Origin of the sequence: Paenibacillus lupini (assembly GCF_011761355.1) — a bacterium.
GTDB classification, from domain to species: Bacteria; Bacillota; Bacilli; order Paenibacillales; family Paenibacillaceae; genus Pristimantibacillus; species Pristimantibacillus lupini.
Map to the genome: position 1 here is coordinate 196,778 of NZ_JAASRW010000006.1, position 14,914 is coordinate 211,691.

The 14,914-nt window shown below is 45.3% G+C and carries 14 protein-coding genes; 1 reads left to right on the forward strand and 13 read right to left on the reverse strand.

What is annotated here, in order from left to right; translation table 11 throughout:
* Nucleotides 1-32: 32 nt before the first annotated feature.
* The 11 genes from FHS17_RS20160 to FHS17_RS20210 form a co-directional block, all read right to left on the reverse strand.
* Complete coding sequence (locus tag FHS17_RS20160) at nucleotides 33-1,247, reverse strand: hypothetical protein (protein ID WP_167280244.1); 1,215 nt, start codon at nucleotides 1,245-1,247, stop codon at nucleotides 33-35.
* A complete protein-coding gene (locus tag FHS17_RS20165) occupies nucleotides 1,247-2,122 on the reverse strand; it encodes an ATP-binding cassette domain-containing protein (RefSeq protein WP_167280245.1) in 876 nt (291 codons plus the stop codon). Before FHS17_RS20165 ends, FHS17_RS20160 begins: the two co-directional genes overlap by 1 nt.
* 141 nt (nucleotides 2,123-2,263) lie before the next feature.
* A complete protein-coding gene (locus FHS17_RS20170; protein WP_167280246.1) occupies nucleotides 2,264-3,709 on the reverse strand; it encodes an S-layer homology domain-containing protein in 1,446 nt (481 codons plus the stop codon).
* Between the two features lie 131 nt (nucleotides 3,710-3,840).
* A complete protein-coding gene (locus tag FHS17_RS20175; protein ID WP_167280247.1) occupies nucleotides 3,841-4,533 on the reverse strand; it encodes a response regulator transcription factor in 693 nt (230 codons plus the stop codon).
* A 5-nt stretch (nucleotides 4,534-4,538) separates the two neighbouring features.
* Nucleotides 4,539-6,014 (reverse strand): sensor histidine kinase, encoded by a 1,476-nt coding sequence (locus FHS17_RS20180; protein ID WP_167280248.1) that lies wholly within the window; start codon nucleotides 6,012-6,014, stop codon nucleotides 4,539-4,541.
* A gap of 176 nt (nucleotides 6,015-6,190) precedes the next feature.
* The gene (locus FHS17_RS20185; RefSeq protein ID WP_167280249.1) at nucleotides 6,191-6,886 is read right to left on the reverse strand and encodes a response regulator transcription factor; all 696 of its coding nucleotides are present in this window, start codon (nucleotides 6,884-6,886) and stop codon (nucleotides 6,191-6,193) included.
* Nucleotides 6,858-8,294 carry a sensor histidine kinase gene (locus FHS17_RS20190; protein WP_167280250.1) on the reverse strand — a complete coding sequence of 479 codons (1,437 nt, stop codon included), beginning with the start codon at nucleotides 8,292-8,294 and terminating at the stop codon, nucleotides 6,858-6,860. The genes FHS17_RS20185 and FHS17_RS20190 overlap by 29 nt, the downstream gene beginning before the upstream one ends.
* Before the next feature lie 302 nt (nucleotides 8,295-8,596).
* Nucleotides 8,597-9,265 (reverse strand): HAD family hydrolase, encoded by a 669-nt coding sequence (locus FHS17_RS20195; protein ID WP_167280251.1) that lies wholly within the window; start codon nucleotides 9,263-9,265, stop codon nucleotides 8,597-8,599.
* A gap of 94 nt (nucleotides 9,266-9,359) precedes the next feature.
* The gene (locus FHS17_RS20200; protein WP_167280560.1) at nucleotides 9,360-10,238 is read right to left on the reverse strand and encodes a glycine betaine ABC transporter substrate-binding protein; all 879 of its coding nucleotides are present in this window, start codon (nucleotides 10,236-10,238) and stop codon (nucleotides 9,360-9,362) included.
* 9 nt (nucleotides 10,239-10,247) lie between these two features.
* Entirely contained in the window at nucleotides 10,248-11,081 is an 834-nt protein-coding gene (locus tag FHS17_RS20205; RefSeq protein WP_167280252.1) for an ABC transporter permease subunit, read from the reverse strand.
* Nucleotides 11,078-12,277 (reverse strand): quaternary amine ABC transporter ATP-binding protein, encoded by a 1,200-nt coding sequence (locus FHS17_RS20210; RefSeq protein ID WP_167280253.1) that lies wholly within the window; start codon nucleotides 12,275-12,277, stop codon nucleotides 11,078-11,080. The genes FHS17_RS20205 and FHS17_RS20210 overlap by 4 nt, the downstream gene beginning before the upstream one ends.
* 301 nt (nucleotides 12,278-12,578) lie before the next feature.
* Here FHS17_RS20210 and FHS17_RS20215 point away from each other — a divergent pair, with 301 nt between their 5' ends.
* Nucleotides 12,579-13,139 carry a GbsR/MarR family transcriptional regulator gene (locus FHS17_RS20215; RefSeq protein WP_167280254.1) on the forward strand — a complete coding sequence of 187 codons (561 nt, stop codon included), beginning with the start codon at nucleotides 12,579-12,581 and terminating at the stop codon, nucleotides 13,137-13,139.
* Between the two features lie 232 nt (nucleotides 13,140-13,371).
* Here FHS17_RS20215 and FHS17_RS20220 read toward each other — a convergent pair whose 3' ends face one another.
* Nucleotides 13,372-14,145 carry an ABC transporter permease gene (locus tag FHS17_RS20220; RefSeq protein WP_167280255.1) on the reverse strand — a complete coding sequence of 258 codons (774 nt, stop codon included), beginning with the start codon at nucleotides 14,143-14,145 and terminating at the stop codon, nucleotides 13,372-13,374.
* Entirely contained in the window at nucleotides 14,146-14,907 is a 762-nt protein-coding gene (locus tag FHS17_RS20225) for an ABC transporter ATP-binding protein (RefSeq protein WP_167280256.1), read from the reverse strand.
* Nucleotides 14,908-14,914 lie beyond the last annotated feature (7 nt).

Here is a 14,914-nt window from a genome sequence, read left to right on the forward strand (position 1 = left end):
CGGATTTCTCTGTTTTAAGCAACTTATTTCAATTACACAACTGTCCGTTTCTTCTGCGCCAGATAGGTCAGCAGAATTGCAGCTGCACAGAGGATAAGACTGACTACCAGAGCGGCCATCGCATAGGAGAGCGGCATTCCAAACAGATTGTAAATCTTTGATTGACCAAAGATGACGTTAAACATCGCAAGCGAGCCGAAGTTAAAATCTACGACCGGCCAGATCAGTTCTTTGATCCCGTTACTGAAGTAGTTGGACATAGATCCTGCAAGAAGGATCACCATACCTAGTCCAAACGCGGCACTTTGGCTTTTCATCTTGGAAGAGATGTAGGCAAGTGCAAGACTAAACGTGATAGCTGCGAAAATAAGCCATAGTGATCCCAGCAATGCAGTACCTCCTGCCGATAACTGAAGCATAGAGGACTCGAAACCGTCCATACTTCGGAGTGTTGCATTCATGCCGCTCAGATCACTGTAACCAATAAAGGTACCAATAAACGACCCAACAAGATACACAGCTGTAACAACAGCACCCGATACCGCGGCGGTTAAGAGTTTGGCCGTAACAACCTCTTTCCTTCCCTTGACGGTACTAAGCACAATACTGTCCATCTCTGTTCTGACCTCCTGGGTAAACAACGGTGATATAAAGTAGGTCAGTACTAGCAAGAGTAAAAACACAACCATAAATCCGTCAAATCGGATAAAAAAGCAGTTCCAGAAAACAGCATTCTCGAAGACTGGTTCTCCTATAGCCAGCTCGGTATCTAATCGACTGGAATACTTTTTGTATTCAAAGCTATCCGTCTGACCGGAAGCCTTAAGTTCCGTCAGCTTCTCCTGAAGGGGATATACGCCTCTTAGATCTGCCTTGTTCTGCTCTGCTGGACCATTCCAATATTCATTCACCTTCTGTCCAAACTGGGCATATCTCATGTTAAATTTCAACTCAGGATCACGGTTAATCTTCATGCTAAGCTCTTCTCCGGTGCCATGCTCAGCGATTGCTTTATCACGAGCTTCCTGTGACTTGGCTAGCTGCTCTTGATCCAGCTTGCCAGTATGCTCAGACATTAAGCTTGTATATTCACTGATCGCTTGTTTCCCTTCCTGGCCGCTTAATTCAAATTGTCCCTTGGAGGAAAGCCAAGCCACGAGGATATAAATCAGGAACAGAACAACAAGCAAAACAAGCCGATTTTTATTAAGGAGCAGCTTTTTCATTTCATACTGGAATATTTTCATTACAGAGTACCTTCTTCGTTATGGAATTCATAGAGGTATGCATCTTCAAGCGTTGGCACTGCGGCAACCGCATCCGGGAAAGGTTTATCATCCGTTACGACACGCACCTCCATGCGATCGCCAATCGGTAGGACATTGCTGATAATATGGTTATTCTGGTACTCGACCAGCTTGTCCACTGTCATCATGACCAGCCAAACCTTACCATCCATAGCATGTACAAAGCTCTCATTGGTCTGCATTTTGCCAATCTTGCCGACTTTGATCATGACCGTCTGCTTCGCAATCGAATCGATATCAGACACGATATGAGTAGATAGAAGGACCGTTCTGTCACGGGAGATAAGCGAAATAAGATTTCGGAACTTGATACGCTCATACGGGTCAAGCCCTGCCGTCGGCTCATCGAGGATAAGGATTTCTGGATCGTTAAGCAGGCTTTGGGCAATGCCTAAACGACGTTTCATCCCGCCGGAGTAGTTCACGCTTTTTCGATGCAAATCATCCGTTAGTCGAACCTGCTCGGCAAGCTCCATCACTTTCCTCTCTGCCGCTGCGCCTTTCAAACCTTTGAGGGCCGCTATATAGAGCAAATAATCCTGTCCAGTAAACTCAGGGTAAAAATCTAAGGACTGCGGCAAATACCCCAGCTTGGAGCGATACTCACGTTCGCATTTTTTTCTATTCATTCCATTGATCAAAATTTCTCCACTGCTAGCCTCCATAACCCCTGCTAATATACGGATAAGACTTGATTTACCTGCTCCGTTAGGTCCAAGAAGGCCGTATACGCCATTGTCCATTTCAAAGTTGATGCCGATGAGGGCTTGTTTCTTGCCATAGCTTTTACTTATATTCTCAATTGTTAGTTTCACTGCTGGGCCTCCGCTCTTGATGAATTGAATACTTTCATTCTAAACAGGAGTGCTAAATAGCCAGATGAGAATACATAAACAATTTCTAAACAAAAAAACCATGTGGAGTAATGGTCCACATGGTTTTCGTATAAATCAGTCTTATTTCGAGCTTAGCTTCACGTTATCCGCAGTAGCCCAGCTGCCTACAGGAACAATATCATATTGAACACCAGCTTGCAGCTTGCCGTTGTTTTGAAGCTCAAATACTCCAACTGCGCCTTTACGGGTTTGCACTTTATATTGTGCCGTTAACGTTGTACCGTCAGAACCGTTTAGCTGTATCGAGCGGTAAGCAAATAGTTCATCTCCAGGATCCGCTGTCAATGTGACATTCAACGTTGTCTCATTCACTTGATCAACAGCCCCGATCTCAAGTGATTCAATGCTTTGTGCAGTAAATGTCGGGTTATTGAGTACAAACCAGTCAGACGTTACCGTATACTTCTTACCAGGCTGTAAGGTCTTGCCTGCCGGAAGTCGGAACTTAGGCTCTTGCTTGCCGTCTGTAGATTGCGTAAAGCCAACATAGTTGACCGTCGTTTGCTCTCCATCTTCTGCTGTAAGAACAGCTTGTCTAGAAGCAAGGGACGAAATGATTTGCATCGTTTGTCCATTAAGCTTGTTGTTCTCATCCAGAACAACCGCATTAGCGCCACGACCGCCAGCGTAAGCCGAGATCAAATAGCCATAGTCGATGACACCATCCGTGCGGAACGACTCAACCTCAAACGTATCGGATGTTACTTGACGCACATTTTGAAGCTTGATCATCTCATCACTTGCCGCAACCTCAAACTGCTGCTTTCCTTTATAGTTCAAGGAATAGCTTGTACCTAGCTTCATCGTTTGTACTGGGATGATATACGTTGCAATAGCTCCTGTTTTGAGGCGGGGCTGGTTAACCAGCTTCAGTCCTTCACTGAAAGTGAAATTGGCGTTGGCTTGATCGGTTGTCTCATCTTCTAAAGTTAGAGGCGCCGAGAAAGTGACTTCAAATGTGATTTTATTGAGTGCCTTAATGGATACGATCTCAGCTGCTGAAGTGCGGATCGCTTGTTCTGAATAAACAAGGAGCCTCGCTGCTTCGCCGCGGCTTAGTTGTTTGCCGTCGATCTTCATACCTGCCATCCAGTATTGGACGGATTTCACATCACGCTGCAGTGCTTTGGCGATTAGATCAGCAGCTTCACCGCTGGAAGCCGGTTTATTAGGCTGGAAGCCTTGTGCATTGTCGAGCACTCCAGCAGCAACCGCTGCATTGACATAAGGGGTATACCATTTTTCTTTACCTGTCGGCGGGGTCATATTTAAATCAAGCGCGAGTACAATCATCTTGATAAGCTCGGCGCTTGTTACTTTATTCTCAGTGCGCATCGCACCATCTTGATAGCCGTTGAGCACTTTCTGACTAACAAGCTGCTGAATAACTTGCTCCAATGGCTGATCAAAGCTGGCTGCCTTAGCAGATTGAACTGGAAGCAATGCTCCTCCTCCAATAAGTACGGCTAGTGCTGCGATAGCTGCCTTTTGCTGCATCTTCTTCATCTTTCATCTTTCCTTCCCGTTATTAGAGTGATTACCTGTTCCTGAATCTATCTTAGGCGACCGCTCTAAACACGCTGAAAAGAAAGTATAAACAAACTATTAAAAGGACGATAACTTTTTACAAAATGAACTTAGACAGTAAAGCGGTAGCCCGCTCCCCAAACCGTTTCAATAAACTGAGGATTAGAAGGATCTGCCTCCAGCTTTTCCCGAATGCGGGAAATATGAACGGTCACGGTAGCGATATCACCATTAGAGTCCAGCCCCCATATTTTTTCAAACAGCTGGTCTTTACTGAATACCCGGTTAGGATTGGACGCCATAAATACAAGCACCTCAAATTCCTTGGCTGTGAGGAATACTTCCTGATCGTGCACAAATACGCGATGAGAGGAAGGATTAATCGTCAGTTCTCGAATGTGCAGGCTCTCATCCGGCTTCATTTTCTGACCGTTCTTAAATCGTTCGTACCTCGCCAAATGAGCTTTTGCTCTTGCAACCAGCTCATTAGGACTGAACGGTTTGGTTACAAAGTCATCTGCCCCAAAGCCAAAGCCGCGAATTTTATCCAGCTCTTCATTTTTCGCTGAAACAATAAGAATCGGCACATCCAGCCGCTCCCTGATTGTTTTGCAAATTTCAAAGCCGCTTATACCTGGAAGCTGAATGTCCAGAATAATTAAATCATAGTCCCCACTTAAAGCCAGACTAAGCCCTGCCTGCCCATCATCGCTTAATTCAGCCTCATACCCGTGCAGCGCAAAATAGTCCTTTTGTAACTCTGCAATATAAGGATCATCTTCAACAATTAATATCCGTGTCATGTCCATCACCGTCGATCTTCAAATATTTTGAGTGTAAATGAAATGCTGGTGCCTCGGCCAAGCTCGCTGCTTGCCGAAATCTTGCCTCCATGTCCTTCTATAATCTGCTGAGCAATCGCAAGGCCAAGCCCGCTTCCGCCAGCCTTCGACTGATTTCGGGAAGGCTCCACCCGGTAAAATCGTTCGAAAATATGAGGCAGATCTCCTTCAGGTATGCCAGGGCCATTATCCTTCATGGTAATGACCACATCCTCCGCTTGGTACTCAATGGCTATTGTGATTTGCTTAGGCTGCTGATTCATATATTTCAGACAGTTATCAAACAAATTCAAGATGACCCGCTTCAGCTTCTCACGATCGGCAAGAACGAACAAAGGCTGCTCGGGCATTTTCTCCCATACCAATTCGACATCCTGATCATGAAACTCAATGGACATCTCATCCGCAACATTGTATAGAAATGGACCTAGCTCTAATTTGTGAAAGGAGAACGGTTCTTTCTTCAAATCTAATTTGGAATAGAAAAGCAGCTCGTTAACGAGACGTTCCATATCCGAAGCACGAGTATAAATGGCATGTACATATTTGTTCAGCTTTTCTTCCGTATTCGTAACCCCGTCCCTAATTCCTTCCGCATAGCCTTTAATCGTTGTAATCGGCGTTCTGAGATCATGCGAAATGTTCGATAGCAGCTGTTTACGATTTTCCTCATAATGAATCTGGAGCTGGATCGAATCGTACAATCTTTGGCGCATTTGATCAAAGGTTTGAACCAATTGCCCAACCTCATCCTTCGAATCCGCCTTAAGCTCAAAGGTTAAATTCCCTTCCTTAATATGCTCGGCAGAACGTCTAAGTTGATCCAGTGGCTTAATAATTTTCCTCGTTACATAACGATATAACAAAAATCCGGTTAACAATAAAATAAGGACGAACAAAGCGATAAGAAGCGGAAGCAGCTTGCGTATAACCTGAGCAAACGGGCTTCTCTCGTGAAGAACAAAGATACTGCCCTTCTCATTCGTGCTGGAGGAGTAATAGAAATCAAATTTGGAATAGGAGAAAAACCGACTTCCAGCATTAAGCGTATTGCGAATCATATTGTTACCCATATCATAGCTAGGCAAAATAGCCAAAAGATCAACTTCACTAAGCGATGGCGCCGTATATAGAATCGTATCATTATCCCGGATAACTAAAGCGGCCTTTTCCATTTTTAACTGTGTGTTGTATTGCGCAAGCAGCTGTTTGTCTTTTAATTGTTCCGGGTCATTTTTCGCCAAATACTTAAGGTCAAGGAAGAGGCTTTCCTCTTCTTCGGACAACGGATGAAGGGAATAATGAATTTTATAGAAGTTGTGCAGGCTTCGAACATCACCGGTTACAGCAACAGACAGCAGATAAGACAATAATACAAATAAAATGACCGACACAATAACGACAGAGGTAAAAGAAAGTAAAAGTCTAAATCGTAAGGACAAGCCTATCACCGCACTTCTATGATTTTCTTAAAGTGTAAGCTAATTCGGATTAACCTAAACATTTTAGCAGAAAGGTGTAACAAGTCCGCAAACAACATATTAACAATTTATAAATTCGTGCAAATTCGCGCAAAAAAACCATGCGTCGCCGCATGGCTCATTCATTCGTATCCTACTCAGCGATTCAGTCTGTAGCCTGCTCCCCAGATCGTCTCAATCATCTCAGGCTTTGCCGGATCATTCTCAATCTTCTCGCGGATCCGGTTAATATGAACCGTCACCGTCGCGCTGTCGCCTGCGTAGTCATAACCCCAGATTTTCTCAAACAGCGCATCTTTGGAAAACACGATATTCGGATGTTCTGCCAAAAACAATAGAAGCTCAAACTCGCGGTTCGGGAACCGGATTTCCTGCCCCGCCTTGTACACCTTCCAGCTTCTCCGCAAAATCTTTAACTCACCAACGATAATCTGTTCCTCATTATCAGCCTTTCTTGTCGTACCAACCAGCCGTTCATAACGGCTTATATGTGATTTGACCCTTGCAACAAGCTCCGCAGGATCAAACGGCTTAGCAATATAATCATCCGCCCCTAGCCCAAGCCCACGGATCTTATCCATCGACTCCGTCCTAGCCGTAACCATTAGAATCGGGATATCCGTCTTGTCTCTTACTTCACGGCAAATATCATATCCGTTCTGCCCCGGAAGCATCAGATCAAGCAGGATCAAATCATAGGAATTATCCAGGATGGCAGTGACCGCCTGTTTCCCATCAGCAATGATCTCTGTCTCAAAACCGTTAATCTCCAAATAATCCTTCTCCAGCATTGCAATCTCGGTATCATCTTCGATGATTAATATTTTGCTCATGTTCCCTCTCCATCTGGCTCGGCAGTATCATTTCAATGTGAAGTCCGTTATCATTTGTCGCCGCCACTGTTCCGCCATGCCTGTCCACAATATATTTCACGATATAGAGACCTAGTCCGTTACTCTCACCGTTCTTCTGAGATCTTGCGCTGTCGCCCCGCCAGAACTGATCAAACAAATAAGGCAGATGATCGTCTGGCACTCCTCCGCCATTGTCGGCGAACATCAGATGTATCTGATTTTGCTCATGCCATACGGATATAGTCAGATGAATCGGCTGGACATTAGCGTATTTTATCGCATTCTCAATGAGGTTGGCCATCACACGATTCATCTGCTCCTCATCGATTCGAACAGGATAAGAACCAGGCTTCAGTTCGACTGATATGGTCACCATACTTTGTACAAGCTCCTCTTTACGAGCTAGTACATATTCATGAACAAAATCACCTAAGTCCCTTTCCTCAAGCAACAATGGAAGATTGCCCGTCTCCATGCTTGAGAAATAGAACAGCTTCCGAAGAAGCGCGTCCATGTCACAAGATTTCTGATAGGCTATCTGCAGATATCGCTCTCTCTTCTCTGGCGTATTCGCTACACCATCTTGAAGGCCCTTAATATAGCCTTTTATGGAGGTAAGCGGAGTACGCAGGTCATGCGATATGCCAGCAACCAGATCAACGCGAGCTTTCTCGTAAGCCTTATTTTTCTGCTGTTCATCTAAAAGATGCTCCTGCATGTGGTTAAACGCAGCGCTTACGGGAGCAAATTCATCATTCCCCTTATAGATTACCGGCCGTGATAGATCACCACTTTGAATCCGCTTAGCCCCTTCTGATAAAGCCTCCAGCGGTTGGAGGATCCGATGAGCCATTTTACGAGTAAACAGCTGGCTGAGCAGCACGATGACGACGATAACAGCGAGGCTGATGAGGACAAATGGCATCCAGAAATCAAGTAAGCTGCTGTCTCCGGTGCTATCTACGTCCTGCTTTACGGCGTACAGGGCATAACCCTCATATGACTTGGCAACAAAGGTGGTGTGTTGTAACCGTCCTGCCAATACATCATTCTGCAAATTTATATTTGTAAAACTTTTAATCATCTCATTCACTTCATCCTTAGAAGCAGTCAGTGAATGATAAAGGATTCGCTTATCCTGTAGAACAAGCAGGTTATAGCCATATTCAGTAAGCCGGTCATTCAGCAGCTCCCAATTCTTTTTGGAGGCCTCTATGCTGCTAAGCTGGTTCTCAGCCTGAAAAACTTTGCTGTCGAGCATCTCCTTGCCCCCGTCACCACGTACGGAATCCATTAATAGAAAGATTCCAAACACAGCAAGCAGGGAGACAAGTGAAAGAACCACTAACAAGGCACTCGAGACCATAATGCGATTGATGACTTTCATATCGACACTTCTTTCAGAAGACATATTCATTAGTTAGTGTATAGTATCAGATAGGTGTAAACAACAAAGTGAGAAGAGATTAACATTTCATAAACAAGTCACTGCGTATTCGAATGTTCTCTAGACCGCTGTTGCTCTTGGACTCATTGAATTAAGTTTTATTGGTGGGAGTCCAAGAGCAAAGGCGGGCGCTTGTGCTTATCGAGAATCATTCGATTACTCCGTTCCAAGTTTAGAAAATGTTAAAGAGAGAAGACAGAAAAATGGCGTCACAGGACAAATTATCTGTGACGCCATCTTTTTTATTTGAGCAAGGTGAGAAGCTCTGGCATTTCTTGGATACATACATCTGCTCCGGCAAGCTCGGAGTCGCGTCCATAGCCGGCATATGCACAGCCAATAGCGACAAGATTATTGCCTTTAGCTGCTTCTACGTCGGAAGAACGGTCGCCTACCATCCAGGCTGTCTTAATCTGATGATCGGCGAGCAGCTTCGCAACAAGATCAACCTTGCTTGCGGTCTGGAATTCTCCCGCGCTGTACAAGCCGTCGAATAGCTCCGCTATACCTTTGTAGCGAGCAACCTCTTTTACGTAAACTTCCAGCCCGTTACTTGCCACAAACAGCTTAATCCCCTGTTCCTTCAAGGTACGCAGCGTTTCAGCCGTTTGTGGGTACAGCACTCCTCTACCCGCTTCCAACTCTTCAAGCTCGTATTGCACCATAAGCTCATCTGCGCGCAGACGTGCTTCTTCTGAGCTCCCAGGCATCAGCTTCCGCCAAATATCCTCCAGCAGCATGCCTAGGCATCCAAGAAGATCATCTAGCGGAGGAGTCTGATCATAAAGCCCTTCCTCGCGTAAGGTACGGAATAAGCGCTCATGTACCGTCTCCAGCAAGGTAGCCGTTTCAAATAAGGTTCCGTCCATATCAAAGATTACGGCTTCTGGCCGTTCGAATGTTGTCGTCATGGCATTTCCCCCTTTAAAGTCTGCCATTATCATACTGGATAGGGGGATATGCCGCAACCTCAGAGAGCAGCTCTTCCACTCGAGTTCTCATTATTTATTGGATTCCATCCAGCCACTTCTCAACCTGCTCCGGATGGCCTTCTGCCCAGGCTTTAGCCGCTTCTTCCGGCGATTGGCCCTCTTGAATGGCAACCATCACTTGAGCCATATCGTCAGGTGTCCATGTAAATTGATCAAGCAGCTTGTAGGCATCTGCCTTATCGGACTTCAGATCTTTACGTGCTATCGTATGAATACTTTCAGCTCCGCCATAAACACCTTTTGGATCGTCCAAATACTTCAAGTCCATCTTGGCGAACATCCAATGCGGCGTCCAGCCTGTCACAATGATGGGCTCCTTCGCCTTATAAGCCTTCTGCAGCTCCTGAGCCATAGCAGCTGATGAGCTTTCAATCAGCTTCCACTTGTTATCCAGTCCATAATCCTTCAGCACCTTGTCGGTTGACTGCATAATACCCGCTCCAGGCTCAATGCCGATAATCTCATAGTCCACCAATTTACCTGTAGCTTCGTTATTCAAATCTTCGATCGAGCTTTCCTTCATATAAGAGGGAACAACAAGACCCGTCTTTGTTCCTTCCAGATTAGGACCTAGATCCTCAACGCTGCTGCCGTATTTCTCCAAATAGGATGCATGCGTTGTAGGCAGCCATGCAGCTACCATAGCATCCGCACTGCCGTCAGCCATTCCGGCCCACATTGGACCTGCATCAACTTGTAGAAGATCAACAGAATAGTCCAATTTTGATTCCAACACATATTTAACGACATTCGTGCTTGCAATTTCCGAGTCCCAAGCGACGTATGCGAGTTTAATCTCTTTTGAGTCATTTGCTTTCGAATTCGAACAGCCTGCAAGTGCTGCTGCCAATACAACAGCCGATAATGTAAATCCCCATTTTTTATGCAAAATGTTTCACCTCTAGCGTTTATTTTTTTTCACGATATGGTTAGACATCCGGTCTAATAAAATAGCCAGCACAACTATAGAAATACCAGCTTCAAAGCCGATGCCAGTCTTGGTCTGAGTAACAGCCCGATAGACATCCGCGCCAAGTCCTTGAGCACCAATCATCGAGGAAATAACAACCATAGATAATGACAGCATGATGGTTTGGTTAATACCCGCCATCATCGTAGGCAGCGCCATAGGAAGCTGCAGCTTAAACAGCTTCTGATTTGGCGTTGACCCAAAGGCATCGGCAGCTTCAACTAGTTCCGAAGGAACCTGCCTAATCCCTAAATTCGTCAGACGAATGGTAGGCGGCACCGCAAATATGATGGATGCAATAACACCTGGTACAACACCAAGCGAGAAGAAAGAAACCGCTGGTAATAAATAAACAAAAGCGGGCATGGTCTGCATCAAATCAAGCAAAGGAGTAATGATTCCTTGTAATAAGGAACTTCTTGCACACAAAATGCCAGTTGGCACACCAATGATGATGGATAACAGGGACGCCGCAAGAACAATAGCTAAGGTTTCCATGGCATGTTCCCAATACCCTAGATTCTCTATAAGCAAAAGCCCTATAAACGCAAAGGCAGCAACCTTCCATTTTCCAAGATACCAGGCTATAGCTGTTATAATCAGAATCATGATGATCGAAGGACTGAAGAGAAGAACATTATGTAGAAAATCAACGATGGAGCCTATAATCAGGCGTATGAAATCAAACAACGGGGAGAAATGATTTTCTAACCAGCTTTCTAACGATTCGATCCAATTACCAAGTGGAAGCTTCGGAATATTCACTTTACACCCCCTGCCTCAGGTATGGCATTTCCGGCAAGTGCGGCAAACACAGCCCCACGAATAACGATACCTAACAGCCGATTCGTGTCATCGGTTACAGCCAGTGGGATCTTAGAATCCGCCATAGGCTCAAATAATTCGTTTAGCGGAGTTGCAGGAGAAATAACCGGTAAATCCTTGATTAATATATCCTCTAACGGCAAGCCTTCTTTTAAGGCAGCAGAGGCAAGCTCAGCGGTTATGACACCTAGAAGCTTCTTCCCCTTATCGGTCACATACAAGCTCGATACCCCTTGATCCTTCATAATTTGAAGAGCTACACGAGGACCACGCTCGAGCATAATCGTTCCAGGTTTCCGCATAACATGAGCTGCGGTCAGCACCTTGGAAAGATCAACATCCTCTATAAATTTCTCAACGTACGGGTTAGCCGGATTTATCAATATTTCGTCAGGAGTGCCAATTTGAACAATAACGCCATCTTTCATTAATGCAATCTTGTCCCCAATGCGCAGCGCCTCGTCCAGATCATGTGTGATGAAGATGATCGTCTTCTTCATATTGGATTGCAGCTGCAAGAGCTCATCCTGCATATCCTTTCGAATAAGTGGATCAAGCGCGCTAAACGCTTCGTCCATAAGAAGAATATCAGGATCATTAGCTAGGCCCCTAGCCAGACCTACACGCTGCTGCATTCCTCCGCTCAATTGATCAGGATAGCTGTTTTCCCATCCGCCGAGGCCAACCAGCTGTAAGGACTGCTCAGCCATTTGCCTGCGGGCTTGCTTCTCCACTCCTTGAATTTCCAGACCATATTCAACATTTTGCAGTACCGTCCGGTGAGGAAATAGAGCAAACTTTTGAAACACCATCCCCATCTTTTTACGTCGGAGCTCTCTTAGTTCTGAGGAACTCATTTGCACGATATCCCGTCCCTCGAATAAGAGCTGACCAGATGATGGCTCAATCAAACGATTCAGCAGGCGGATTAAGGTGGACTTGCCGCTGCCGGATAAACCCATGATGACGAATATTTGTCCTGCTTCAATACTGAAACTAGCCTGGTTTACCCCTACTGTCATTTTCGTTTCTTTAAAAATCCTTTCTTTCGTCCATCCTTGCTTGAGGAACTGCATCGCTTGTTCCGGATGGTTACCGAATATTTTAGTCAGTTGTTTGGCTTCGATGATGGACATTACTTCCCTCCTAAAAAAAAATTGGCACCACGAGTGGCCGCCTTTTTGGCCACTTGTGGTAATTTTTACTTCGTAAGCATGAGTATGCTTTCAAGTACTGACGACAGTTTAGGCCTTTTTACCTTAATTAGTCAACACTAATATCCGTACGTAATGTACGTACAGTTTAAACTTTACGATAGGAATACTCCGGATCCCTCCTTTTTCCTCCTAAATGCATATGAAAATGAGCCCTTTACTTTTAATTTCAGATAAGCTTACAATGTCTATGAAGTGTAGCAAGGTGACCCAGGAGGCAATTATGGACGATAATTTAGGCGGCTTAACGCCCGAGCAATCGCGCGCGCTGCACACATCGCGACAGCGTGTGATTGACTCGATAGGAAAAAACATGGATCTATACGGCATAACATTATCAATTGGTCATCTTTACGGCTCTATGTATTTTCAGAATGAACCCATCACTTTGGACCAAATGAGCCAAACGATGGGGATGAGCAAAACATCCATGAGCACGGGCATGCGGACGCTAATGGATTTGAAAATGATCGAGAAGGTTTGGGGTAAAGGGTCTAGGAAGGACTTTTACGAGGTTGTACCGGACTGGTATCAGAACTTTACTGATTTCTTCTCTATTAAATGGCGGAAAGCTGTGGAGAGTAATATGACTTCGCTCGAGAAGTCATTAAAGGAGATTCGTATGCTTCAGGCATCCGATCCTGATAACAGCGACCTGCAGGAAATCACAACAATCGACGAGCAGAAAATTAATGATGCACTTAACTATTATCACTGGCTGCATCGTTTGATCGATGCTTTTGAGTCAGGAAAAATATTTGATTTTATACCAAAGGAAGAATAGCGCTCCTACAAAACACCCCTTAGCCTGCATCGGATGAGTAATCCGATGTAAGCTAAGGGGTGTTCCTCATTTTTAATCTAATCAATAGAGTTGTTTCGCTTAGCTGCTCTTGCTCTTCTGACGCAAACCTATGTCCGGAATCGTAAAAGCGTTACAACAGATAACTCGCAGGAAGGAATACTATACGAAGAAGTATGAGGATGTGCCAAAAGGAATTTGCGGGAGATAGCGATTATACCCTCTTTTTATATGCCTTCATTGCAAACACATAAGCCACAAGCATAATGCCAACACACCAAGCAAGCGCGATCCAGATGTCATTGCCCACCGGTTGACCCGACAGCAATGCGCGGATGGTTTCTACAATAGAGGTTACTGGCTGGTTTTCAGCAAAGACGCGAACGGCGGTAGGCATTGAATCGGTTGGCACAAATGCAGAGCTGATAAATGGCAGGAAGATTAGAGGATAGGAAAAGGCGCTCGCGCCATCGACTGTTTTTGCGGTAAGTCCAGCTATAGCTGCGACCCATGTTAAGGAAAGTGTAAATAGAGCGAGTATACCTGCTACGGCAAGCCAAGGCAGGACTCCAGCAGACGAACGAAAACCCATGAGGAGCGCTACAAGGATGATGACGAGAACCGATATGGCATTGGATACTAACGAAGTCAATACATGCCCCCAAAGCAAAGCGGAACGTGAAATCGGCATCGTTTGAAAACGTTCGAAGATGCCCTTTTGTACATCGGTAAACAATCGAAAAGCCGTGTAGGATATTCCACTGGCAATAGCCATGAGGAGTATGCCTGGCAGCAGGTAATTCACATAGCTATCTGTTCCGGTTTCAATGGCACCACCTAACACATAAACAAACAGCAGCATCATTGCGATTGGCGTGATGGTTACCGTAATGATCGTATCCATACTCCTCATAATGTGACGCATGGAACGTCCTAGCATGACGCTAATATCGATAAAGAAATGCTTCTTTACTATTTCTGTTTCCATTTATATGGCCTCCTTTTTACCGACTATTGCAAGGAAGATCTCCTCTAATGAAAGCTGTTTCTCCACATACTCTACCTTAGTCGTCGGGAACATCTTTTTAAGCTCCTGGAGTGTGCCGCTTGCGATAATTCTGCCTTCGTGTAAAATGGCAATCCGGTCAGCAAGCTGCTCAGCTTCCTCCAAATATTGTGTCGTAAGAAGTACTGTCGTGCCGCCATCGGCAAGCTCCTTGACGATCTTCCATACCTCGATCCGCGCCTCGGGGTCAAGTCCGGTGGTTGGCTCATCTAGAAAAATAATTTGTGGTTTTCCAACAATGCTCAAAGCAATGTCGAGCCTGCGGCGCATCCCACCGGAGTAAGTAGACACTCTGCGGTCTGCTGCCTCAGTCAGGCCGAAGCGTTGTAACATATCGTCTGCAACCTGACGTGGGTTCTTGAGGTATCTCAGCTTGGCAATCATGATCAGATTTTCGCGTCCAGTCAAAATTTCATCCACGGCGGCAAATTGCCCAGTCAGACTAATCGTCTGCCTCACTTGATCAGGTTTGAATGCGACATCAAATCCGTTGACGGCGGCGGTTCCACCATCCGACTGGAGCAGCGTAGTGAGGATTCTGACTACGGTCGTCTTTCCTGCCCCATTTGAACCGAGGAGTGCGAAAATACTGCCCTTTTCCACCTCGAAATCTACGCCCTTCAGCACTTGGAGCTGCTTGTAGGATTTTTGCAGACCTTTTACTTGAATCGATTTGGATTGCATCGGATTC

Excerpts from the sequence above, each read along its gene's own strand:
- FHS17_RS20160 (WP_167280244.1), bottom strand. The coding sequence starts at position 1,247 with ATGAAAATATTCCAGTATGAAATGAAAAAGCTGCTCCTTAATAAAAAT.
- FHS17_RS20170 (WP_167280246.1), bottom strand. The coding sequence starts at position 3,709 with ATGAAGAAGATGCAGCAAAAGGCAGCTATCGCAGCACTAGCCGTACTT.
- FHS17_RS20175 (WP_167280247.1), bottom strand. The coding sequence starts at position 4,533 with ATGACACGGATATTAATTGTTGAAGATGATCCTTATATTGCAGAGTTA.
- FHS17_RS20185 (WP_167280249.1), bottom strand. The coding sequence starts at position 6,886 with ATGAGCAAAATATTAATCATCGAAGATGATACCGAGATTGCAATGCTG.
- FHS17_RS20190 (WP_167280250.1), bottom strand. The coding sequence starts at position 8,294 with ATGAAAGTCATCAATCGCATTATGGTCTCGAGTGCCTTGTTAGTGGTT.
- FHS17_RS20195 (WP_167280251.1), bottom strand. The coding sequence starts at position 9,265 with ATGACGACAACATTCGAACGGCCAGAAGCCGTAATCTTTGATATGGAC.
- FHS17_RS20210 (WP_167280253.1), bottom strand. The coding sequence starts at position 12,277 with ATGTCCATCATCGAAGCCAAACAACTGACTAAAATATTCGGTAACCAT.
- FHS17_RS20215 (WP_167280254.1), top strand. The coding sequence starts at position 12,579 with ATGGACGATAATTTAGGCGGCTTAACGCCCGAGCAATCGCGCGCGCTG.
- FHS17_RS20220 (WP_167280255.1), bottom strand. The coding sequence starts at position 14,145 with ATGGAAACAGAAATAGTAAAGAAGCATTTCTTTATCGATATTAGCGTC.
- FHS17_RS20225 (WP_167280256.1), bottom strand. The coding sequence starts at position 14,907 with ATGCAATCCAAATCGATTCAAGTAAAAGGTCTGCAAAAATCCTACAAG.